General features: G+C 71.6%; 19 protein-coding genes and 3 pseudogenes. 5 read left to right on the forward strand and 17 right to left on the reverse strand.

Features of this window, described 5'->3' with window-relative positions; all coding sequences use genetic code 11:
• Positions 1-25: 25 nt before the first annotated feature.
• The 6 genes from ACW4TU_RS14785 to ACW4TU_RS14810 all read right to left on the reverse strand — a co-directional run bounded on the left by ACW4TU_RS14785 (position 26) and on the right by ACW4TU_RS14810 (position 6761).
• The gene (locus tag ACW4TU_RS14785; protein WP_457428277.1) at positions 26-2764 is read right to left on the reverse strand and encodes a SpoIIE family protein phosphatase; all 2739 of its coding nucleotides are present in this window, start codon (positions 2762-2764) and stop codon (positions 26-28) included.
• A 241-nt stretch (positions 2765-3005) separates the two neighbouring features.
• Positions 3006-3437: an ATP-binding protein gene (locus tag ACW4TU_RS14790; protein WP_457428278.1), complete on the reverse strand. Its 432-nt coding sequence runs from the start codon at positions 3435-3437 to the stop codon at positions 3006-3008.
• A gap of 147 nt (positions 3438-3584) precedes the next feature.
• Positions 3585-4025 carry a (deoxy)nucleoside triphosphate pyrophosphohydrolase gene (locus ACW4TU_RS14795; RefSeq protein ID WP_457428279.1) on the reverse strand — a complete coding sequence of 147 codons (441 nt, stop codon included), beginning with the start codon at positions 4023-4025 and terminating at the stop codon, positions 3585-3587.
• 38 nt (positions 4026-4063) lie between these two features.
• Positions 4064-4255: an SPOR domain-containing protein gene (locus ACW4TU_RS14800; RefSeq protein WP_457428280.1), complete on the reverse strand. Its 192-nt coding sequence runs from the start codon at positions 4253-4255 to the stop codon at positions 4064-4066.
• Positions 4256-4609: 354 nt separating this feature from the next.
• Complete coding sequence (locus tag ACW4TU_RS14805) at positions 4610-5362, reverse strand: GntR family transcriptional regulator (RefSeq protein ID WP_457428281.1); 753 nt, start codon at positions 5360-5362, stop codon at positions 4610-4612.
• Between the two features lie 193 nt (positions 5363-5555).
• Positions 5556-6761, reverse strand: a complete 1206-nt coding sequence (locus ACW4TU_RS14810; RefSeq protein WP_457428282.1) for a DUF4190 domain-containing protein — start codon at positions 6759-6761, stop codon at positions 5556-5558.
• Positions 6762-7007: 246 nt separating this feature from the next.
• On the opposite strand from ACW4TU_RS14810, the gene ACW4TU_RS14815 reads away from it, so the two are divergent.
• A complete protein-coding gene (locus tag ACW4TU_RS14815; protein WP_457428283.1) occupies positions 7008-8123 on the forward strand; it encodes a threonine synthase in 1116 nt (371 codons plus the stop codon).
• Positions 8124-8152: 29 nt separating this feature from the next.
• Here the strand turns inward: ACW4TU_RS14815 and ACW4TU_RS14820 are convergent, their stop codons facing one another.
• From ACW4TU_RS14820 to ACW4TU_RS14830, 3 genes are all read right to left on the reverse strand, one after another.
• Complete coding sequence (locus ACW4TU_RS14820; RefSeq protein ID WP_457428284.1) at positions 8153-8989, reverse strand: oxidoreductase; 837 nt, start codon at positions 8987-8989, stop codon at positions 8153-8155.
• Positions 8990-9124: 135 nt separating this feature from the next.
• Entirely contained in the window at positions 9125-9310 is a 186-nt protein-coding gene (locus ACW4TU_RS14825; RefSeq protein WP_457428285.1) for a hypothetical protein, read from the reverse strand.
• Between the two features lie 138 nt (positions 9311-9448).
• On the reverse strand, positions 9449-9679 hold the full coding sequence (locus tag ACW4TU_RS14830) for a DUF5133 domain-containing protein (RefSeq protein WP_457428286.1): 231 nt from the start codon (positions 9677-9679) through the stop codon (positions 9449-9451).
• A gap of 324 nt (positions 9680-10003) precedes the next feature.
• On the opposite strand from ACW4TU_RS14830, the pseudogene ACW4TU_RS14835 reads away from it, so the two are divergent.
• Positions 10004-10291 (forward strand): annotated as a pseudogene (locus ACW4TU_RS14835) (NAD(P)-dependent dehydrogenase); the annotation flags it as partial.
• A gap of 112 nt (positions 10292-10403) precedes the next feature.
• On the opposite strand, the pseudogene ACW4TU_RS14840 reads toward ACW4TU_RS14835, so the two are convergent.
• A pseudogene (locus ACW4TU_RS14840) lies at positions 10404-10546 on the reverse strand (hemerythrin domain-containing protein); the annotation flags it as partial.
• A gap of 345 nt (positions 10547-10891) precedes the next feature.
• Between ACW4TU_RS14840 and ACW4TU_RS14845 the strand changes: the two are divergent.
• Positions 10892-12148, forward strand: a complete 1257-nt coding sequence (locus tag ACW4TU_RS14845; protein ID WP_457430106.1) for a cytochrome P450 — start codon at positions 10892-10894, stop codon at positions 12146-12148.
• 63 nt (positions 12149-12211) lie between these two features.
• On the opposite strand, the pseudogene ACW4TU_RS14850 reads toward ACW4TU_RS14845, so the two are convergent.
• Positions 12212-12613 (reverse strand): annotated as a pseudogene (locus ACW4TU_RS14850) (histone H1-like repetitive region-containing protein); the annotation flags it as partial.
• 175 nt (positions 12614-12788) lie between these two features.
• Between ACW4TU_RS14850 and ACW4TU_RS14855 the strand changes: the two are divergent.
• Positions 12789-13343 carry a hypothetical protein gene (locus tag ACW4TU_RS14855; RefSeq protein WP_457428287.1) on the forward strand — a complete coding sequence of 185 codons (555 nt, stop codon included), beginning with the start codon at positions 12789-12791 and terminating at the stop codon, positions 13341-13343.
• A gap of 25 nt (positions 13344-13368) precedes the next feature.
• On the opposite strand, the gene ACW4TU_RS14860 is transcribed toward ACW4TU_RS14855, so the two are convergent.
• The 4 genes from ACW4TU_RS14860 to ychF all read right to left on the reverse strand — a co-directional run bounded on the left by ACW4TU_RS14860 (position 13369) and on the right by ychF (position 19809).
• Positions 13369-14781 (reverse strand): DUF6351 family protein, encoded by a 1413-nt coding sequence (locus ACW4TU_RS14860; protein WP_457428288.1) that lies wholly within the window; start codon positions 14779-14781, stop codon positions 13369-13371.
• A gap of 656 nt (positions 14782-15437) precedes the next feature.
• Positions 15438-17597, reverse strand: coding sequence for a DEAD/DEAH box helicase (locus tag ACW4TU_RS14865; RefSeq protein WP_457428289.1), 2160 nt, complete (start codon positions 17595-17597; stop codon positions 15438-15440).
• Between the two features lie 456 nt (positions 17598-18053).
• On the reverse strand, positions 18054-18443 hold the full coding sequence (locus ACW4TU_RS14870) for an ATP-binding protein (protein WP_457428290.1): 390 nt from the start codon (positions 18441-18443) through the stop codon (positions 18054-18056).
• Between the two features lie 277 nt (positions 18444-18720).
• Positions 18721-19809 carry a redox-regulated ATPase YchF gene (gene ychF / locus ACW4TU_RS14875; protein ID WP_457428291.1) on the reverse strand — a complete coding sequence of 363 codons (1089 nt, stop codon included), beginning with the start codon at positions 19807-19809 and terminating at the stop codon, positions 18721-18723.
• Positions 19810-20195: 386 nt separating this feature from the next.
• On the opposite strand from ychF, the gene ACW4TU_RS14880 reads away from it, so the two are divergent.
• Positions 20196-20588, forward strand: coding sequence for a DUF6542 domain-containing protein (locus tag ACW4TU_RS14880; RefSeq protein ID WP_457428292.1), 393 nt, complete (start codon positions 20196-20198; stop codon positions 20586-20588).
• A gap of 71 nt (positions 20589-20659) precedes the next feature.
• Here ACW4TU_RS14880 and ppgK read toward each other — a convergent pair whose 3' ends face one another.
• Positions 20660-21406, reverse strand: a complete 747-nt coding sequence (gene ppgK / locus ACW4TU_RS14885) for a polyphosphate--glucose phosphotransferase (RefSeq protein WP_457428293.1) — start codon at positions 21404-21406, stop codon at positions 20660-20662.
• Between the two features lie 29 nt (positions 21407-21435).
• Positions 21436-22473, reverse strand: coding sequence for a 4-hydroxy-3-methylbut-2-enyl diphosphate reductase (locus tag ACW4TU_RS14890; protein ID WP_457428294.1), 1038 nt, complete (start codon positions 22471-22473; stop codon positions 21436-21438).
• Between the last annotated feature and the right edge of the window lie 33 nt (positions 22474-22506).

Raw genomic sequence — 22506 nt, forward strand, 5'->3', positions numbered from 1 at the left:
ACGGGCTCGTCGGAACAGGCTCTCGTCAGAACAGGCTGAGGAGCGCCTCCGCCGGGTCCGCGAGGACCGTTCCCGCGTCCGGCAGCGGGAGTTCGAACCACACCGTCTTGCCGCGCGGGGTCCGGCGGGAGCCCCAGGCCGCGCTGAGCAGGCCGACCAGCTGGAGTCCGCGTCCGCCCTCGTCGGTGTCGCGGGCGCGGCGGCGGCGCGGCTGGACGAGGCCGGCGTCCCACACCTCGCACACCAGCATGCGGTCGAGGAGGAGGCGGAGGCGGATCTCGCCCTCGCCGTAGCGCAGGGCGTTGGTGACCAGCTCGCTGACCAGCAGCTCAGTGGTGTCGATGAGGGCTTCGAGGCCCCAGGCGGTGAGCTGGGTGCGGGTGTACTCGCGGGCGCGGCCCACGCTGCGCGGTTCGCGCGGCAGGGTCCAGTCGCCGACGGAATCGGCGGGCAGCCCCTGGACACGCGCCATCAGCAGGGCGATGTCGTCCTCGCCGTGGTGGGTGTCGAGGGTGCTGAGGACGTGGTCGCAGACGTCCTCCAGTTGCTGGGAGGGGTCGCGGAGGGCGCCGACGAACGCCTGCAGGCCCTCGTCGAGGGGGTGGTCGCGCGATTCGACCAGTCCATCCGTGTAGAGCGCCAACAGCGAACCTTCGGCCAGTTCGACCTCCACCTCCTCGAACGGCTCGCCGCCGACACCGAGCGGCATGCCCGGCGGCACGTCCAGCATCAGCGCGTCCTCGCCCGGTTCGACGAGCACGGGCGGCAGATGGCCGGCGTTGGCGAAGGTGCACCTGCGGGTCACCGAGTCGTAGACCGCGTAGATACAGGTCGCGAGGTACACCTCTGCGAGGTCGGCGTCCTTGGGCTGGCGGGCGGCGCGAGTGGCCTGCTGGACGCCGCCGGGGGTGCCGAGGCCGCGCGCGATCTCGTCCAACGCCGAGAGGACCTCCGCCGGTTCGAGGTCGAGAAGCGCCAGGGTGCGGACGGCGGTACGGAGTTCGCCCATGGCGACGGCGGCGCGCAGCCCGCGTCCCATCACGTCGCCGACCACCAGGGCGGTCCGGTTGCCGGGAAGTTCGATGACGTCGAACCAGTCACCGCCGACCTCGGTGGCCGCGTTTCCGGGCAGATAGCGGCAGGCGATGTCGAGGCCGGAGGCCTCCGGGTCGCCCGGGGGCAGCAGGGAGCGCTGGAGGATCAGCGCCCGCTCGTGCTCACGCCGGTAGAGCCGGGCGTTGTCGATGCAGACGGCGGCCCGCGCGGCCAACTCCCAGGCCAGCGCCCGGTCCCGCTCACCGAACGGCTCACTGCCCTTCGTACGGGAGAACTGCGCGAGGCCGACGACGGTGTCGTGGGCGACCATCGGGACGGCAAGCGTGGACTGGATGGCGCCGTTGTCCTCGGCGGGGACGAACTGCGGGCGGGCGGTGCGCAGGGCGTCCGCGCAGGGCGAGTTGAACGGGAAGTGGTGCACGGCGCCGACGCTCACGGGTTCCTGGCCGCCGGCGAAGGGCGCGTCGGAGACGGCGCTGGCGAAGGCGACACGACGGAGTTCGGCGCTGCCGTCGGCGAGCCCCGGCGGGGTCTCGTCGCCTGCCAGCAGCCCCTGGTAGAGGTCGACGGTCGCGAGGTCGCAGAAACCGGGGACGACGACGTCGAGAAGCTCGCGCGCTGTCGTCTCCAGGTCCAGGGAGTTCCCGATGCGGGAGCCGGCCTCGTTCAGAAGGGCGAGATTGCGCCGTGCGGCGGCGGCCTCGCGGGCGGCGGCGCGGCGGGCGGTGATGTCGGTGCCGAGCCAGGCGACACCGATGGGGCGGCCGGTGCCACTGTGCACGCGGTACAGGTTGATCGACCAGTGCCGGCGCTCGTCGGAGCCGGGCACGACGCCCGTGATGTGCATGTCCGTTATCGAGTCACCGGTCTCCAGGACCCGACGGAGCGTCGCCGAGACCCGCTCGGCCTCGGGAGAGCGCAGGTAGTCGTACACACCGCGGCCCCGGTGGTCGTCGACATCGCCGCCGTAGATGGAGGCGAAGCGCTGGTTGGCGCGCCGGACGCGGAGATCGGTGTCGATCAGCAGGAAGCCGAACGGAGATTGTCCGAAAATCGCCTGCGAGGCGGCGAGGTCGGTCTCGATCTGCCTCAGCGTGCGGACATCGACGACGATGCATACGGCGGCCCTCTCGCCCTCCTCCGTCCGCGTCGGCATCACATAGACCTCGGCGAGCCCCTCCCGGCGGCCCTCCTCACCCGGTTCGGGATCGCGGACGCGGAACGGGACCACGCCGGTCCACTCCCGGCCGTCGAGGATCTCCGCCATCTTCCGCTGGCCGCGCTCGCGCAGATCGGGGTCGATGAAGGCCTCGATGGGGTCCATCCCCACGGCCCGTGCGGCGGAGATCCCGAAGATCTTCTCGGCGCGCAGGCTCCACTGGTCGACGAGGCCGTCGGGACCGATGGAGAAGGACGCCACCTTGATGTAGTCGTAGATCGAGCCGGGAGGGCTGCTCTGCCACATGGGGTCACCTGTCACATCACGCGCGTGGTCCTGCGCGGTGTCACGTGTCGTGTCGTGCACCGGATCGCCCATGGTGTCACGCGTGGTTTCACGTGTCGCATCGCGTATCGCGTCACCGCCGACGGGGCCCCCGGCGCCCGGCGCACGGCGTGACACACCGGTCGCGGCATCACCCGCACCCGCCGCACTCGCGCCGCCCGACGGGTCCTTGGACTCCGTGGCCTTCGCTGGTATCTCGCTCACGCGAACCGTCCCCTCCAGCTCACCGCGTCCGGCACCGGTCACCGGGGGCGGCTGCCCGCAGTATCCAGCACTACGGCGCCCCACAACACGGTGTTCACGATCACGGGACAATCCCGATGCTTTTCGGACCGGCCCGCGACAACACTCCCAGTCTTCTAACCAGGGGACCACGGGTCGAACCTCTATTGATGACAACTGCCAGTGGCCTGAACCACATGGTCAACGGTCCGGGCACGGGCGTTCATCCCGGTACCGACAGTTCGAACCACACCGTCTTGCCCGCGTCGGCGGGGCGGGTACCCCAGCGACTGGACGAGTGGGCCACCAGTTGGAGTCCCCGCCCACCCTCCTCCTCGGGGCCTGCGGCACGCTCGCGGGGCGGGTCGGGCAGCGGGTCGGAGACCTCGACCAGGAGTGTGGCCACACTCTCGGCGGGCCGCACCAGCCGTACGCCGATGGGCCCCGCGGCATGTCTCAGGGAGTTGGTCACCAGCTCGCTGACCAGCAGCGCGGCGATGTCACCGAGGGCGTCGAGCCCCCAGTCGCACAGTTGGCCACGGACGACCGTACGGGCTCCGCGGACGGCGCCGGGCTCCGCGGGAAAGCTCCACTCGGCACAGTCGCCTTCGGTGTCGATCACGCCGATCACTTCCCAGGCAAGCGACCCACCCATGTCCGGTTTCATGGGATTAATAGGCACATACCCGGTATTCGATACCGGTTACCGCCCCCAGAGGCGCACTGTGGCACGAACGGCGTACGGGGCGCGCGCACCAGGCGCCCCACAGGTCCCACGAGCCGCCCGTCAACCCCGCGAGCGTCACCCGAGCCGGGCGAGCACTTCCCGCACCGCCGGCACGTCCTGATCCAGCCAGTCCACGTCCCAGATCTCGGCCGGGGTCAGCCAGCGCAGTTCGTCATGATCCTGGAGGGGCTTCGGCTCGGCCGAGCCCGCCGCGAGCCGCGCGGTCCAGACCCGCAGGACGTACGGCACCCTCAGGGGCCACTCCCCCGGGACGCGCTCGACGGGGTCCGCGTCGATGCCCAGTTCCTCACGGAGTTCGCGCACGAGGGCGTCCTCCGGCGCCTCACCCGGTTCGACCTTGCCGCCGGGCAGCTCCCAGCGGCCCGCCAGCTCGGGGGGTGCGCTGCGGCGGGCGGCGAGAAGGCGTCCGTCGCGCAGCAGGGCGGCGCCCACGACCACGACCAGCCCCTTGGCCACACGCTCCGAACCCGCCGCCGGTTCCGTCCGTTCCGTCATGGGCCGGAGCCTACGGGAGCCGGATCACCCGGCCCGGGTCACCCGGATCCCCGGGTTCCGTTCTGCCCGATCCGCTCGACCCAGTAGAGCTGTTTGTGGCCGCGGTCGTCGAGGCTGTCGGCGATCTTCTGGGCCTCCGCACGGGTCGCGTACCGGCCCACGCGGTAGCGATTGCCGTTGTCGTCCTGCCGTATGACGAGCCAGGGAAGAGTGATCGTCCCGTCGCTCATGGAGCCCCTCCACTTCCCGCCCCCGGCTTGCGCCGCGCCCCGCCCACCAAGGAAACCGCAATCCGCATATGCCCGAGCCTACGCCTTACCTTTACGCAGCGAACACGGCTTTTCACAAAGAGATACACCAACCGGCCAGCGACGCGGGGCGCACGACGTCGAACGCGCCGTCGAAAGAGCACGGTGTGTCCGGTCAGTGGCCCACCGCGCCCCTCGGGACGACCTGCGAAAACGGCCAGAATCCAACGGCCCGGCGGACGGCGTCGGTTGGCGGGGCGGCGGTGCAGGGGGAGCGTTCGGGAGGTCAACCGCCCCTGGGTGTGGGCTGCTTCACGGGATCCGGGAGCGGCGGGGTTACTTCACCGGCAGGTGGTACGCCACCTGGTAGCGGTCCGCGGGGATCACGACATCGGCCGTCTCGACCGGGCGCCCCGAGGCGTAGTACGTGCGCTGCACGACGAGCACCACATGCCCGGGGACACCGCCGAGGGCCTGCAGTTCCTCGGCGAGGCCGGGGCGGGCGCCGACCTCCTCCGTGACGTTGTCCACGATCACGTCGATGGCCGCCATGCGTTCGACGACCCCCATCCCGCCGAGCGGGCCCTCCTCGGGCAGCATCACCGGCGTACGGCCGGTGACAGCGAGGGGCTCCCAGGAGGTGGACAGCATCATCACCTCGCCGGCGTCCCGGAAGACGTACTTCGTGCGCATCACGCGGTCGCCGGGGAGGAGGGAGAGCCGCTCGGCGACGGCGCCGCTCGCCCCGGTCTGCGCGCTGCTGGACTCCCAGGTGCCGCGCGCCTCCGCGTCGGACTGTTCCTGGCGGAACGGTGTCGCGCCGCCGTCCGGACGGAAGCCGGAGCGGGCGATCCGGCGCGGCACGGGCCGCTCGCGGACATACGTGCCCGACCCGGAGCGGCCTTCGACGAGGCCCTCGGCCATGAGCACCTTGCGGGCCTCCAGCGCGACCGTGTCCGAGACGCCGTACTCCTCCCTGATCCTGGCCTGGGAGGGGAGGCGGGTGTGCGGTGGCAGTGAACCGTCGACGATCTTGTTTCGTAGATCACCCGCGACACGCAGGTAGGCCGGCTGCTCACCGAATGTCACGGGCCGCTCCCATCAGGTTGTACAGACAGCGACAGCGTGGCAACCATGGGTTGTGACATGCAAGCAAAGGCCAGAGAATCACTCGATGTGATGACTTACGTCGCCGGAGGGCATTGGACGGGCCGGACGCGGACATCCGCGCAGGCGCGACGCAGGCAGGTTCTCCCCGTTCCGGCAGCCGTCACACCCGCGCTCACGCCTCGATGCGGGTGCCCCCTTCGTCCCCGCCACCGCCGTCTCCGCCGCTGCCGCCCTCCGGGTCGTACGAGGGCGGGGTCGTCGCGAGCCCCAGCGCCTTGCGCGGGGTGACCGTACGGTCGACGTCGAGCAGCGCGCTGCCGGTGTCGTAGTGGTCGTAGAAGGTGTCGGCGTCGGTGGCCTCGGCGGCCTTCGCCCACTCCTTGCGCGCGCTGCGCAGGTCCTTCACCAGGGCGGCGACACTGGGTGAGGCGGCAGCGGCGAACCGGTGTTCGGTGAGCAGGCGCGTCTGCTCGTCGAGGGCGTCCGTCACCCGCCGTGCCCACGCCTTGTGGCCGGGCAGGTCGTCGTCGACGTACTCCTCGTCGGGCGCCGTGTCCATCGCCGCGTTGAGGACGTGGGCCGCCTTCAGGTACGCCAGTTGGTCGGAGTCGAGCGTCGTCTCGTCCTTGCGCAGCGAGCCGCTGAGGGTGCCGTTCGGGTCGACACTGCCGAAGACGCAGGTGACCTCGCGGTCACCGAGGCGCCAGCTCTGGCTGGTCGGGGTGAGGTAGTAGACGTCGGCTTCGTCGGGCAGGGCCCAGGCGTCCATCGCGTACTGGTCCTCGAGGGCGTAGCACTTGTCGTCGGCGACCTCGGTGACGCGGTCGTCGCCGGGGAAGGCACCGGCCGGCAGCTTGAAGGCGGCGAACACCTCGCCGTCGTGCGTGCCGGCGCAGGGGACCTTGTCGACGTCGTAGGTGAAGCCCTCCAGGGAACCGTCCGGCGAGTCGAAGCAGTCGCCCTTGACGAGGGAGAAGCTGCTGTTGTTCTCCTTGGCGGCGTCCTTGAAGCCGTCCCAGGCGTCGGACAGGCCGCCGGTGCCGAGCAGCAGCGCCCACAGGGCGAGACCGACCGTCGACAGCACGGATCCGGCGATCGCCATGCCCTTCCCGCGCTCGCCCTTCTTCCGGATCTGCACGAGCGCGACGATCCCGAGAACGAGGCCGAGGGCGGGCAGGAAGCAGAGGATGCCGAGGACGAGGGAGGCGATGGCGAGGCCGTTGACGGGGGTCGGGCGGTTGTACGGGGAGTAGGCCTGGGGCCAGGGGGCGTAGGGGCCCTGGGGGTACGGACCCTGGGGCTGGGGTTGGCCCGGATACGAGGGGTACGGCTGCGGCGCCGGTGGCTGGTCGGGTCCGGGGGGCGGGGGTATGGCCACGAGTGCCGGGCTCCTCGTCGGGTGATGTGAACTGGCGTGCGACTTCGCGCATGGTAAGGGAGTTTCGCCCCCGCCGCCCCTACCCGTCCCGTCCCTGGGGGCTGCCGCCCCCAGACCCCCCGCTCCGGCCCTGAACGGGCCTCGTCCTCAACCGCCGGACGGGCTGGGAGTGCCCGGGCGCGGGCTGAAGAGGTGCAGCAAATGGGCGGGCGGGTGGGAACCCCCGTACGCAACTACTCTGCGTGCATGACCCCACTGCCGGACTGTTACTGCCCCACGGACGGCACCCGCGTCCCCGGCGGGACCCTCACCTGGTGCTGTCCCCTCTGCCGAGGCCCCCTGGACCTCGACTTCGCGCCCACCCCGGCGCCCCTCAAGTCCCTCGTGGGCAGGGTCGACTCCCTCTGGCGCTACGCGGAGACGCTCCCTCTCTCCACCCCCGCCACCACCCTCGGCGAGGGCCGCACCCCCCTCGTGGAACTGCGCGACGGCATCTCGGCCAAGCTCGACTTCCTGATGCCGACCCTCTCCTTCAAGGACCGGGGCGCGGTGCTCCTGGCCGAACTGGCCCTCCGGCTGAACCCGCGTCAGGTCATCGCCGACAGCAGCGGCAACGCGGGTACGGCGATCGCCGCGTACTGCGCCCGCGCCCGGTTGCCCTGCACGGTGTACGTCCCCGAGGGCACCTCCGCGAAGAAGCTGGAGCAGATCGAGGCGCACGGGGCCCATGTGAACCTGGTCGACGGGGACCGGGAGGCCACGGCGGCAGCGGCCCGCGAGGCGGCGGACGCCCCGGGCACGTTCTACGCCTCCCACGTCTACAACCCGTACTTCCTGCACGGCACGAAGACGTACGTCCACGAGCTGTGGGAGGACATGGGAGGCCGCCTCCCGGACGTCGTCGTCGTGCCGGTCGGCAACGGCACCCTGCTGCTGGGCGCGGCACTGGCCGTCGCCGAACTGCACTCGGCGGGCCTCATCGACCGGCGCCCCGCGCTGTACGCCGTGCAGGCCGCGGCGGTCGCCCCGCTGGCGCACGCCTGGACGGAGGGCGCCCCCGACCTGACCGGCATCGCCCCGCCCCCGGCCTCACCCACCCTCGCTGAGGGCATCGCGATCCCCAACCCGCCCCGGGCCCGCCAGATCCTGCGGGCGGTACGCGACTCGGGCGGTACGTTCCTGACGGTGACGGAGGATCAGATCCGGCACGCGCAAAGGGACTTGGCGTCCCAGGGGCTGTACGTGGAGTCGACCGGCGTGGCCTGCTGGGCGGCGGTACGGGAGGGAGCACTCGGCGCGCGAACAGCGGTGGTGCCGTTGTGCGGGGCGGGACTCAAGACAGGCCTGGCGCCGCCGGTCTGACGCCGGCCCCGCAGCCGGCCCGACCCGGCTCAGGCGCTGTCGAACCCCGTCGCCCGCGCCCGCTTCTCCCACCCGGTGACATCACCCCGTACCTGCTCGAGATGTTCGAGTACGCCGGTGACCGCGTCGTCGCCGAGGGGCAGTCGCAGCGGTGTGTCCGGGGCGTCGAGGGCGGCGAGGATCAGGGCCGCCGCCTTCGCCGGGTCGCCGGGCTGGGTGCCGTCGCCCTCGGTGACCATCCGGCGGGTCGCGCCGACCGTGCGGACGTAGACGCCGAAATCCCGGCTGGCGCCCGCCCGGCCGCTGTCGAACAACTCGGTCCTGAAGGCCCCGGGTTCGACGATCAGCACCTTGATCCCGAACTGCCGGACCTCCGCCGCGAGCGCCTCGGACATGCCTTCGAGCGCGAACTTCGTCGCGCTGTACGCCCCGAAGCCCGGCGCGGAGAGCTGTCCGCCCACGCTGCTCATCTGCACGATCGCACCCGAGCCCCGCTGTCGCATATGCGGCAGCACGGCCCGTACGAGTGCGGCGGGTCCGAACACATGGAGGTCGAACAGGCTGCGCAGTTCGGCGTCGGTGGTCTCCTCGACGGCGCCGACGTGTGTGCGCCCCGCGTTGTTGACGAGTACGTCGATCCGCCCGTGCCACGCGACGACGTCCTCCACGGCGGTCCTGACCGCGGCGAGGTCGGTGACGTCCAGGCGCAGCGCCTGGACCTGTTTGGGGTGGGCGGCCACAAAGCCGTCCAGCGCGCCCGTCCGGCGTGCGGCACAGACGACCACGTCTCCCGCGGCGACCGCCGCCTCGGCGACGGCCCGCCCGAAGCCGCTGCTCGCACCGGTGATGAACCAGACCCTGCTCATGAGGTCAGCCCTCCCGTAGACCACTGTCCGCTCACTGCTCCAACCCGCTCAGATGCACCGGCAGCAGCCTAGACGGACAGCGGCACCCGCAGGGGGCGCACACCGCCACACGGCCGAAACGGGCACCGGCCGGCTTCAGTCCTCGCCCCTGACGACGTTTCCCTCGGCTCCTCGCCAGGACTCCCCGGCGTCCCCGTCGAACGTGGCCCGCACGCAGGTACGCACGCCGCGTCCGCGCAGTCGGCGGGCCCTCGCCCAGCCGGTCTCGGCCCTGCGGACAGTGGTCCTCGTCTTCCTCGCCTCGGCACTCACGTGCTTCATCTTCCTTCTGCGTCCGGCCCGTTGGGGGTCCACGTCGATCTTCTGGCACCGGTTTGCCCGGTTGCGTCCCCGGGTCCCCGTCCCCGGCCGTGGGAAACATGCCCACGGCCCGACGGCCCGCGCACCTCGCGCGCCGCGTCAGGTGTCGGCTCCGACGGCATGGCTCTCGGACCGGGCGCCCTGGAGCTGGTGGCGGGCGACCTTCAGGGCGTCGGCGATGTCACGGGTGCCGGTGGCGACGCACAGGGTGTAGGAGACGTCGTTCAGCCGATGGAGCAGCTGGGCGTTGTCCTCCTGGTCGTGCCCGGCCCGCAGGATTTCGTACTGCTCGAGCAGGTCGGCGAGGACGGTGGGGTGGGCCATCAACATGAGAGCTCTCCCTTGACGAGGCGGGGGGTTGCGGCGAGAGGGGTCCGGGCGACGCGCACCCGGGGGCGGCCTCAGCGGCCGCTCCCGCGGTGGGCCTGTGATCCCAGGCACCTGCGAACCAGGTGCCCCAGCTTTCACGGCTCAAACAGGCCCCCGCCAGGCAAGGTGCTGTCACCACGCACCTGTCGCGTGCCTCGTGGTGATGCCGGACCCGTCCGTGTGGACCACCCCGGCGGGGCACTCCGAGGAGTCGCTCGACGCGCCCCGCCACAAGTGGGCCGACCGCGCCGCATCCCGCCCGTCCACGGCCGAGGAGCAGTCCCCGTGCCCGAGAACCCCGTTGCCAAGCATCCCCGCCCCGACTTCCCGCAGCAGGCCCAGCGGCATCCCGGGTGGACCGGCCCGACGGACCCGCCTCCCGACCACGGCGAGGACTCCTACGAGATCAGCGGACTCCTTCACGACCGCAAGGCGGTGACCTGCGGCGCTTCCGGCATCGGCCGCGCCGTGGCCCTCGCCTACGCCCGCGAAGGTGCCGACGTGCTGTTCACCCACCTGCCGGAGGAGGACCGGGACGCCGCCGAGACCGTGCGCCTCGTCGAGGAAGCGGGCCCAAGTCCCTCCGGCCCGGCCGACCCACCCGATGCGTCGGGCCCGTCCCGGCGCCGTGGAGCGGCTTGCCGGGACGGGCCCGCCGTCGTGGTCGGCGGCCAGGGGAGGGGGCTCAGCCGTCCTTGCCCGTGGCCTTGCGGACCGCGTCCCTGGTGCGGTCGACCAGTGCGGCCACCGGGCCGAGTGCCATGGTCCTCTTCGCCGACTCGGTACCCGGGTGGGGGCGGGTGGGGCCATGGCCTCGGCCGCCTTGAGCTCCGCCTCGGTCTGCGAGCGGTACTCGCGGCCGAACATCTCCTGGTGCTGGACCATCACCCGCTCGCTGGGCGGCTCCTCACCGCCGTGGATCTGCTCCTGCCTCCGCCGCTCCGCCGGTTACAAGCTGCGCACCGACCACGCCGATCCCCGCGCCACAACTTCAGCTCCCTGCCGCGCATCCGCTCCGAATCCCCCGCCTTCGACCTGCATCACCCGGAGTTGGCGAAGCTCGACCAGCGTGAGGACACCGGCAAACGCGACGTCCTGGACGCCGAGGGCCACGAAGGCAAACAGGGGTGCGGGCCGCGTTTCCGGCGGGGGCCGAGGGGCACCCAGGGACCCATGCATCAGAGTCGTCGTCCCCCGCTCGCCGACAGTTCGCTCGCCCTCCTCGCCAAGGGGTACGCCTGGCTGCCGGACCGCCGGCGCCGTACCGCGAGTCCCGTCGTGCGCACCCGGTTGATGGGACAGCACGCCATCGCCCTGCACGGGCCGGAGGCGGTGCGGTTCTTCTACGACGAACAGCATGTGGAACGGGCTACGGCGCTCCCCGGCCCCGTGGTGCACACCCTGTTCGGCCAGGGAGCCGTGCACACCCTGGACGGACAGGCCCACCGCATCCGCAAGGGCATGTTCCTCTCCCTGCTCACCGGGGCGCAGGCGGTCGCCGGGGTGGTGGAGGACGTCACCGAGGAGTGGGACCAGGCCGTGGTGTCGTGGTCCGGCCGTGAGTCGGTCGTCCTCTTCGACGAGGCGAGCCGCATCCTCACCCGGGGTGTCTGCCGGTGGGCCGGCCTCCCCCTCGCCGACGCCGACCAGGTGGCCGGGGACCTGGTCGCCATGGTCGACGGTTTCGCCACTGCGGGCCCGCGCCACTTGCGGGCCCGGCGCGCGCGGGCCCGCAGTGAGGCGTGGCTGAGCGGTCTGGTCGAGGACGTACGCCGGGGAACCGTCACCGCGCAGGCCGGCTCGGCGCTGGACGTGGTGGTCCTGCACCGGGACGCCGACGGCGAGCACCTCGACCCGCACACGGCCGCCGTCGAACTGCTCAACGTCATCCGTCCGACCGTCGCGGTGTGCTGGTTCGTCGCCTACGCCGCTCACGCGCTGCACCGCGCGCCCGGCATCCGGGAGCGACTGGCCGAGGACGACACCACGTACGCCGTGGCCTTCGCCCACGAGGTGCGGCGCTTCTACCCGTTCGCCCCCTTCCTCGGCGGCCGGGCCGTCACCGATCTGGTGTGGCAGGGAGAACCGATCCCGTCCGGGGCGCTGGTCCTGCTCGACCTGTACGGGCAGAACCACGATCCCGGCCTCTGGACCGATCCGTACACCTTCGACCCGGGGCGCTTCCTGGAGCGGCCGCCCCAGCCCGACGAACTGATCCCGCAGGGCGGCGGCGACCGTGTCACCGGGCACCGCTGCCCCGGCGAGGACCTCACGATCGCGCTGCTGCGGGCGCTCGGGCCACGCCTGGCCCGGCTGGAGTACGCCGTGCCCGCACAGGATCTGAGGATCCCGCTGAACCGCGTGCCGGCCCGGGTGCGCAGCGGGTTCATCATCGAGGAGGTCCACGTACCGGCACGGCTCGCGGGCTGACGACGTCGGAGGAACGCCGTCACGCGCGGCACCGTCACGCGCGGCACCGTCACGCGCGGCACCGTCACGCGCGGCACCATCACGCGCGGCACCATCACGCGCGGCACCATCACGCGCGGCACCATCACGCGCGGCACCATCACGCGCGGCACCATCACGCGCGGCACCATCACGCGCGGCACCATCACGCGCGGCACCATCACGCGCGGCACCATCACGCGCGGCACCATCACGCGCGGCACCATCACGCGCGGCACCATCACGCGCGGCACCATCACGCGCGGCACCATCACGCGCGGCACCATCACGCGCGGCACCATCACGCGCGGCACCATCACGCGCGGCACCATCACGCGCGGCACCATCACGCGCGGCACCATCACGCGCGGCACCATCACGCGCGGCGCGTCGTACAGCTGGCCGCTGTACGACGCGCCCTGCCCGCGGCGGGCCTCTGTCGGTCAGTCGGCGGCCGTGCCCCGGTTCAGTCGGCGGCCGGCGGTCACGGCCGCGCCCGCCTTCGGCGAGTCACCCCAGCCGCCGGTGACCGATTCACGGCAGTGTGACCGCACGTCCCGGGGTACTCGGCGGGCGTCGCACGTCACGCCGGCGTGCTTTCGACCCCAAGGGAAGTGCTCCCATGTACGACCGCCCGAACCGAACGGACACGGATCTGCTCGGCATCTACCTCAACGACCATCTCGCCGGAGCCACCGTCGGCACGGACCGGTCCCGGTCGCTGGCCGAGTCCGAGGCCGAGCGGGACCCGGCACTCGCCGACGCCGTGGGGCCGATCTCCGACGAGATCGCCGAGGACCGTGCCGACCTGTTGCGGATCATGCGGTCGCTCGACATCCCCGTACGCCGCTACAAGATCGTCGCGGGCCGGCTGGCCGAGCGTGCGGGTCGCCTCAAGCCCAACGGCCGGATCGTCCGGCGTTCTCCGCTCGCCCCCGTGCTGGAACTGGAGCTGCTGCGGCTGGGCGTGGAGGGCAAGGCCGCCGTCTGGCGGACGCTGCGCCGCCTGGCCGACACCGACGACCGCCTCGACCCCGTACACCTCGACGGCCTCCTCGGCCGCGCCGACCGGCAACTGGACACCCTGGAACAGCTGCGCCTGCGCCAGGTCGACGAGACCTTCCAGCCGCCCCGGGCCGAGGCCCTGACCGCGTCCCAGGGGTCGTCAGGCTCCTGAGCGATCGGCGCCCCGGCCCTCGCCGTCAGTGCCGAGCCGTGCGCGCCGGCCCGTCACGGCCGACCGTCAGCGGCGCCGGGCGGTACGGGACGTAAGCCGCCCCGTCCAGACCGAGCGCGGTGGCCGAGCGCTGGAGCGCGGCCGGGGTGGCGACGTCGTCCCAGCGGCCGGTGTCGACGCGGTGTTCGAGGGCGTGCAGGGCGGCCACGGTCTCGGCGGTGGTGAACGTGCAGTGGCCCTGCCGCTCGACGTAGGCCTGCCGCAGCAGCGCACCGTCGCCCGAGGCGCGCACCCGCGCGGCGAAGCGTGTCTCCTGCTCCACCGGAACGAGGTTGTCGGCGGTGGTGTGGATGTCGAGCAGGGGCACCTCAAGTCCCTGACCGGCGGAGGACGTTCGTCGCGCGGTACGGACGGCCGCGGGATCGGCGGTGATCGTGGCACCCTCGGTGAGCGTGCGCAGGTCGGCGCGGAGATCGAGGCCGGCCGCCTGATAGAGGGCGCGGACCTGGGGTGCGTGTACGGAACCGGCGAGCAGACGGCCGTAGTCGACGCCCCGGTTCCAGGAGTTGTTGCCGCCGACGGACTGCTCGATGGCGTACCGGCCGCCCTCGACGAACGACAGGATGCCCTGCGCGAACCACGCGTACTGCTGCTCCTGCTGGCCCGCCCAGTCGGTCGCGGCGGGCCGGTCCTTGCCGGGCGCCCAGGCGGGCAGGTTGAGGAAGGCGGCGGCCAGCGCGATCCGGGCGCGGCCCTGCGGGGTGGCCTGGGCGGCGGTGACCGCCTTGGTGAGCAGGCCGGCGGTGGCGGCGGCCTCGGCGTTGGTGCCGAACCGTACGAGTTTCACGTCCTGTTCGGGCAGCAGCAGACGGGCGATCGTGTACTCGGCGTCCAGTTGGTAGTTGTCCAGGTCGGTGGCGCCCGCGACCAGGCCGCACTGACCGAGCGCGCCGTCGATGATCCCGCCGCCGTCCCGGGCCAGCTGCGCGTTGACGAGGCCGCCCATCGAACTGCCGATGGCCAGGGTGCGCGTCGGCTCGCCGATCTTGGCGGCGACGGCGTCGAGGGTGGCGAACTGGTCCCGTGCGGCGCTGTTCAGGGCCCACATCGAGCCGTTCGGGTCGTACGACGACCCGGCCAGCGCATAGCCCTGGGCGAGCAGTTCGACGCGTACGGCCTCGGTGGGGGCGTTCCTGGCGATGGTGGGGCCGAAGCCGTGGCTGAACACCACCAGGGTGCCGTTCCAGTCGTCGGGGACGTCGGCGATCCAGGTGGCGCCGTCGGCGAGGGTGCCGGTGAGGTGGCCGGTGACAGCGGCGGCCGGCTGGGCGGCCGAGGAGGGGAGGGTGGTGAGCGCCACCGAGGTCAGCGTGGCCAGGACTGCCAGGGCGATACGCGAACCGGTGCGGCGAGTGCGGGGGCGGGTGCCTGCGGGCATGGAGCGGCTCCTGGTGGGGGGGTGGGGGGACGGTTTACGGAGCGGGACCGAACAGGTGCTCAGTACTCAGTGCACTGAACGAAGACGTGGAGGAATGTAGGGCTTATTTCTTGCGGCCGTCAAGATAATGCACAACTTTGCTGGTGCGAGTGGGCGAGTCGGTACCGAACTCGCCCGAGAGGCCCGGAATCGCCTTGCGTGCGGCGACGACGCCCCTGGCGAGGCCGAAGGCCGACGGGGCGGGTGGGGGCAGGCGGCCTCGCCGAGGTAGGCGGCGGGCTGCCGGGGGCTGCCTGCCGGACGGGACCGCAGCGCGCTACGGGGTCCCGTCCGCGCAGGTCAGCCGCTCACCGCCCGCAGCGCTCCCGGCCTACGGCCGTCGAGGCGGTCGAGGGCGGTCGAGGGCGATCGAGGGCGGTCGCCGTGGCCTCGTCGGCCGGGATGTGCGCCACCGGTCGCCGGCCCTCGTCCCGGAGCGCGAGCGTCTCGTACGACAGCCGATCGCTTCGGTCTCGGGCCACTCGTCATCGGGCATCAGACGCGACAGGGACTCGCGGACCGGTGGCCCAACCGAATTCCTGATCCCGCTCGACCAGCCAGGGCACTCGTCGAGCACCGCGCTGCCGGGCGAGTCGCGAGTCATCGGGCCCCACGACTCACCCGGTCATACCCAGACGCTCCTGTTCCTCCTCGACGATCCGGCGCGCCAGCTCGGTGTCCGACACGTCGACCGCGTCCGGGGTGGCCTCGGCGACGGCACTGCGACGGGCGTACGCGTCGAACAGACGTGTCTTGGCCTCCAGCATCTTCACCATGCGTTCGTCCACTCCCCCGGTGGCGAGGAGCCGGTGCACGCGAACCGGCCTGACCTGCCCCATCCGGTGGGCCCGGGCCACCGCCTGGTGTTCGATGGTCGGCTTGATCTGGGGTTCGCAGATGACGACCACGGAGGCGGCCTGCATGTTGAGGCCGATGCCCGCCGCCTGGATCTGCGCCAGGAGCACCGCGGGGCCCGGGACACCGGTGAAGTCGTCGACGATCTGCTGCCGCCGCCCGGCCGGGACGCTTCCGGTGAGCGGGCCGAACACCGGAGTGCCGTCGGCGTTTTGGGCCGCGAGTGCTTCCTCCACCACTCCCAGTACGTCCTTGAAATAGGAGAAGACCACCGTCTTCTGCCCGTTCTCACCGGCCTCCTGAACGATCTCCCGGAGCCGCTCCAGCTTCGCCGACTTCTCGGGGCGCAGGTACGCGGCCCTGCGCATCGCCATGAAGTTGCCGGCGCGCACGGCGTCGCGGTAAGCCTCCTCGTCCGACGCGCTCAGCTCCTCCCACTCGTCGGTCTGCTGCAGACTCGGGAGTTCTGTCAGTACGTCCTCCTGGTTGCGCCGCAGATAGACCGGGGCCACGGCCTTGCGGAAGGCGACCGATCCGGCCAACGCGTCCCGTTCACCCAGGGAATCAGCTACGTCGGCGTCGAGCATCCGGACCAGGTCGCGGAACTCGACGACCCGGTTCTCCATCGGGGTTCCGGTCATGAACAGGGCGCGCCCGCAGCGCTCCGTCCACGAGGCGACCACCTGGGACCGCTTGGCCTTCGGGTTCTTCACGAAGTGCGCTTCGTCGACGACGAGCAGACCGACCTCTCCGCCGCCCGGTACGGGAAACCCGCGCAGCGCGTCGAACGTGGTCACCGCGACCCCGCCCCGCCCCTTCCAGTCGGCGAACGCGTAGTGCCGATCGGGGCCGTGGAGCACCATGACCCGCAGGGCGCTGCGGGCCTCGACCTCCCGTGTCCAGTTGACCAGGACGCTTGCCGGGCAGACCACCATGAAGTGGGTCTGCCCCTCGGCGGCCAGGTGTGCCAGCACGGCGATCGCCTGGATGGTCTTCCCGAGGCCCATCTCGTCGCCGAGTATCACCTTGCGTTGCGCGAGCGCGAACCGCGCGCCGAACGCCTGGTAACCGCGCAGGGAGACCCGCCGGTGCGCGTCGTCGAGGTGTTGGGTCCGTACCCGCTCGGCGATCTCGTCCGGCAGGAAGCCCTCGGCGGCGCCCGTGTCCGGCAGCCGCCCGGAGACCTCGGCGAGCAGGCTGTAGTACTCGGCCGAGCGGAGTTCGAAGTCCACCCAGGCCGCGATGTCGGACGAGGGCCCCCGGAGCAGGTCCACCGATGCCTGGGCGAACAGCCCGGGCAGGCCCGCCCGTTCCGCCTCGTCCACCAGCGACCTGATCTCGGTGACCGCCGCCAACGCGCGGGCCTTCTTCTCCTGGCCCGCCAGAAGCATCCGGATCCGTCCTGCGGCGGGCCCCGCGTCGGCGAGCAACGGACCGAGCCGCTCCGACAGGACGGCGGCCCTGTCGACCGCACGGCGGGCGTCCGGGCCGGCCTCCACCAGTACGTGCAGGGCCATGACGAGCGCGGTGGTGCGTGGTTCCGGCCGGTCCACGTCGATGTGGACGGCAACGGTCTGGTGCACGGCCTCGGAGAGCCGGCGGGCGGCGGCGATCATCTGGTCGACGGTGCGCTGCCCGACACCGGGAATCTGTCGCAGCCGGTACGGGCCCGCTTCGAGAACACTGCCCAGTGTGCGCAGTCCGCTCTTCTCGACGCTCCCCAGCCGCAGCCGCCCTTCGGTGACGTCCTGCAGCCGGACGACAGGGATGGCGTCGAGCTCCCGCTTCACCGCCGCGTCGTGGATCGGCTTCAGCGCCGCCCGAGCCGCCTCCACCGCCTTCTTGTGATCACCGACCACACCCTGCGCCGCCTCGTACAGCCGCGCTCCCCCCGCGACCGTCTCCCGCTCGCCCCGCCCCACGTATCCCGCCCCTCTGCCCGCCCTCGCCGCATCCTCCCACCACTCCACCACTCCACCACTCCAGCCGCTCCCGACGGACGTTCACGGGGCGCTGCGGATCGATCGGACCCCGCCTGGAGCTGTTCACACCCGACAAGTGATCAGGGCCTGCCCGGCCCGGCGGCGGCGTTCCAGGAACCAGCGAGAAGCAACTCCCTCGCGTGACGGGAGGGTCGAGCCGCTACCAGCCGGACGTATCGTTCAGCTGATGGACAACGTCGGGTGACAGCACCCGTGGTCAGGCCGCGGCGGATCCCGACGACCCCGACGGCGGTCCGTCCCGCCTGAGAAGATCGGCTGCCTGGTGTGCGGTCTCGTCCGCGTCGGGCGGGAGGAAACGGCTGGCCTTCCCGCTCCAGGTGACGATGAGCTCGTCGCGGGCACGAGTGGCGGGCTCGGCCGGCGCGAAGGTCGTCGTCAGGGCAGGTCCGAACCGAGAACCGTGACATCGGGGAGCGCGGCGAGGTGCTCCGCGACTCCCGGCCGCAGGCGTTCCCGGCCGGGCGTCGCCACCGCACACCCGCGCGCGTGGTCACGCCCGGGGAGCTCGTACTCCGCCCAGATCGTCTTGCCCGGACCGTCGGTTCGCAGGTGCCAGTCCCAGCGGGCGGCGAGGTGAGCGACCAGGAGGAGCCCCCGACCGCCTTCCTCGGCGCCCGGAACGGGACGAGCCACGCCCGGCCGGGGCGGAAGGCGTTCACTGCGGGTGTCGGTGACTCCGACGCGGACTGTCCCGGAGCGTCGCGCCACGTGGACGCGGAGGTGGAAGTCCCGGCCGGAGACGTGGCCGTGCAGGACGGCGTTCACGGTGACGGACGGCGGGGCTCTCGCGTAGGCGGCGCCTGGTCAGCTCCCGGTGTCTTCCGGGGGCCGTGTGTCACCGGGTTCCCAGCCGGCCTCGCGCAGACGCCGGGTGAACTCGGCGTGGGCGGCGCGCATTTCGTCCCTGCGGTGGGCCCGGTAGAGGGTGGCATCCCACCGCTATCCCAGCACGGGAAAAACCCAGGGGCCCAACTCCGAAGAGTCGGACCCCGTTTGAGCTGCATGTTTGCCAAAGCCACCAACGTGGTGTTGTTCCATCCGCTCAGACGTTGAACCGGAACTCCACCACGTCCCCGTCCTGCATCACGTACTCCTTGCCCTCCATACGGGCCTTGCCCTTGGCGCGGGCCTCGGCCACCGAGCCCATTTCCACCAGGTCCTCGAAGGAGATGACCTCCGCCTTGATGAAGCCCTTCTGGAAGTCGGTGTGGATGACTCCGGCGGCCTCGGGGGCGGTGGCGCCCTTCTTGATGGTCCAGGCGCGGGATTCCTTCGGGCCGGCCGTCAGGTACGTCTGCAGGCCCAGGGTGTCGAAGCCGACCCGGGCCAGGGTCGCCATGCCTGGCTCCTCGACGCCCACCGACTCCAGGAGCTCCATCGCTTCCTCCTCGTCGAGCTCGGCGAGGTCCGCCTCCAGCTTGGCGTTGAGGAAGATCGCCTCGGCGGGGGCGACCAGGGCGCGCTGCTCGGCCTTGAAGTCCTCGTCGACCAGTTCGTCCTCGTCGACGTTGAAGACGTAGAGGAAGGGCTTGGTGGTGAGGAGGTGCAGGTCGTGGAGGAGTTCCTCGTTGCCGGAACCCTGGACGATGCCTGCGGAGAACAGGGTGTCGCCCCTCTCCAGGATCTCCTTCGCCGCCTCGACCGCGGCGACCTTCGGCCCGATGTCCTTCTTGATGCGCGACTCCCGCTGGAGGCGCGGCAGGACCTTCTCGATGGTCTGGAGGTCCGCGAGGATCAGCTCGGTGTTGATCGTCTCGATGTCGTCCTTCGGCGAGACCTTGCCGTCGACGTGCACGACGTTCTCGTCCTGGAAGGCACGGATGACCTGGCAGATCGCGTCGGACTCACGGATGTTCGCGAGGAACTTGTTGCCCAGGCCCTCGCCCTCCGAGGCACCCTTCACGATGCCCGCGATGTCGACGAAGTCGACGGTCGCCGGAAGGATCTTCTGGGAGGAGAAGATCTCGGCCAGCTTCGCGAGGCGCGCGTCCGGGACACCGACCACGCCGACGTTCGGCTCGATCGTGGCGAACGGGTAGTTGGCCGCCAGCACGTCGTTCTTGGTCAGGGCGTTGAACATGGTCGACTTGCCGACATTCGGCAGACCGACGATTCCGATCGTGAGCGACACGTTGCGACTTCCCGTACGAGAGGAGGGTGAGGAGGGTGGAGACGATCCCTCAGTCTAAGGGCTGCCGTCACCCCCGCCCGGCGGCGTATCGAACGCTTGGCCAAGGTCGGTCCGTCGGCGTGTCATGGGCGCTTGTCGGGCGTGGGTTCGGTATCTGTTCGGCGTGTCTGAGGGGCTGTTCCGTGCACGGGCCGACCTAGGTTGGTCCAGTGGAGCAACACAGGATCCGACACCGTCCCCCGCACTCCGGCCCCGCCCGGCCGGGCCGCGGCGCCTCGCCGGACCCGCGCGGCGGCCGTGTCACAGGGCAGCCGGCGGCCGGGTCCCGGCGCCCCCCGGCCACTGCCCGGCGGTCCGCCCCGCCGTTCGTGCAGGCTCTGCGGCGGATGCCCAACCCCCGGCTCACCGGTCTCGGCGGCGGGCTGTTCTGCGCCGCGCTGATGTTCGCGCTCGGCTGCCTCGACCAGTTGTTGTTCGGGGCGTCCGCGACGGCGTACGGCGTGCTGTTCCTGCCGGTGTGCGCGCTGACCGCGGCCTGGGTGCGGGGCGCGGACCTGGTGACGGCGCCCGTCGTCGTGCCCATCGCCTTCACCGTGGGCCTGCTGCCCGTGGCCGACGGTGACGGCGGGATCTTCTCCCACCTGATGGGCATCGTCACCGCGCTCGCCACCGAGGCCGGATGGCTGTACGGGGGGACGCTGGTCGCGGGCGTCATCGCGACCGTCCGGAAGGTCCGCCTGATGAACCGGCGGCCGGGACGGACCCGTATGCCCGTGTGAGGCGCCGGGTTCGCCGGCTGCCCCACCAGGGCTCCCATGGCGCCGCCCGTCCCCCGTCTCCCCTCCCCCGGTTACGCCTCCTTGGACGCCCGCATCGCCGCGCCCACGATCCCCGCGTTGTTCTGCAGCTCTGCCGGGACGATCTCCGCCTTGATGCCCTCGATCAGCGGCAGGAACTTCTGGGACTTGCGGCTGACGCCGCCGCCGATGATGAACAGCTCCGGGGAGAACAGCATCTCCACATGGGCCAGGTACTTCTGGACGCGGTGGGCCCAGTGCTCCCAGGTCAGTTCGTTGTCGTCCTTGGCCTTGGTGGACGCCCTGGTCTCCGCGTCGTGGCCGTGCAGCTCAAGGTGGCCCAGTTCCGTGTTCGGGACCAGGACGCCCTCGACGAAGAGGGCGCTGCCGATGCCCGTGCCGAAGGTGAGGAGGGCGACCGTGCCTCTGCGGTCGCGGCCCGCGCCGAACCGCATCTCGGCGACGCCCGCCGCGTCCGCGTCGTTCAGGACCGTCACCGGGAGGCCGCCCAGCCGGTCGCTCAGCAACGCGCGCGCGTCCTTGTCGATCCAGTTCTTGTCGACGTTCGCCGCCGTGCGGATCGTCGAGCCGCCGGTGACCACGCCCGGGAAGGTGATGCCGACCGGACCCGTCCAGCCGAAGTGGTCGACGACCTCCTTCACGCCGTCCGCCACCGCGTCGGGTGTGGCCGGGTGCGGGGTCAGCACCTTGAAGCGCTCCTCCACGAGGTCGCCCCTGTCCAGGTCCACAGGGGCGCCCTTGATCCCTGACCCGCCGATGTCCACGCCGAAGATGTGCATGGCTCTACGTTACGGCGTAGGACTGACAGTCATCCGCCCGAGGGGGTCGTAGCGGCCTCGGCAGCGGTGGTACCCGTGCGCTGGGCCACCAACTCCGCCGCCTCCGCGCGCAGGTCTCGGCGCAGCTCCTTCGGCAGCGAGAACGTGATGGACTCCTCGGCCGCCTTGACGAGCTCCACGTCCTCGAAGCCGCGCTGCGCAAGCCACTCCAGGACCTGCTCGACCAGGATCTCGGGGACCGACGCGCCCGAGGTGACGCCGACCGTCGACACGCCGTCCAGCCAGGCCTCGTCGATCTCGTCGGCGAAGTCCACGAGGTACGCCGCGCGGGAGCCGGCGAGCTTCGCGACCTCGACCAGCCGGACCGAGTTCGAGGAGTTCTTGGAGCCGACGACGATCACCAGCTCCGCCTCCTCGCCCATCTGCTTCACCGCGAGCTGGCGGTTCTGGGTGGCGTAGCAGATGTCGTCGCTCGGCGGGGAGATCAGCTGCGGGAACTTCTCCTTGAGGGCGTCGACGGTCTCCATCGTCTCGTCCACGGAGAGGGTGGTCTGGGACAGCCACACGACCCTCGACGGGTCGCGGACCTCGACCTTGCTGACGTCCTTCGGGCCGTCGACCAGCGTGATGTGGTCCGGGGCCTCGCCGGAGGTGCCGATGACCTCCTCGTGGCCCTCGTGACCGATCAGGAGGATGTCGTAGTCCTCGCTCGCGAAGCGGACCGCTTCCTTGTGGACCTTGGTGACGAGGGGGCAGGTCGCGTCGATGGTCGCGAGCCTGCCCGCGGCGGCCTCGTCGTGCACGACCGGGGCGACGCCGTGCGCGGAGAACATGACGATGGACCCCTCGGGGACCTCCGCGGTGCGCTCGACGAAGATCGCGCCCTTCCTCTCGAGGGTCTGCACGACGTATTTGTTGTGCACGATCTCGTGCCGGACATAGATGGGGGCCCCGTACTGTTCGAGGGCCTTCTCGACGGCGATCACGGCGCGGTCCACGCCCGCGCAGTAGCCCCGAGGGGCGGCGAGCAGGACACGGCGGCCAGGCGAAGCGGTCATGGGAACCATCGTAAGGCCGCGCGGGGTGCGTTGAGGATTGTG

It is taken from the genome of Streptomyces kryoterrae (assembly GCF_054072135.1).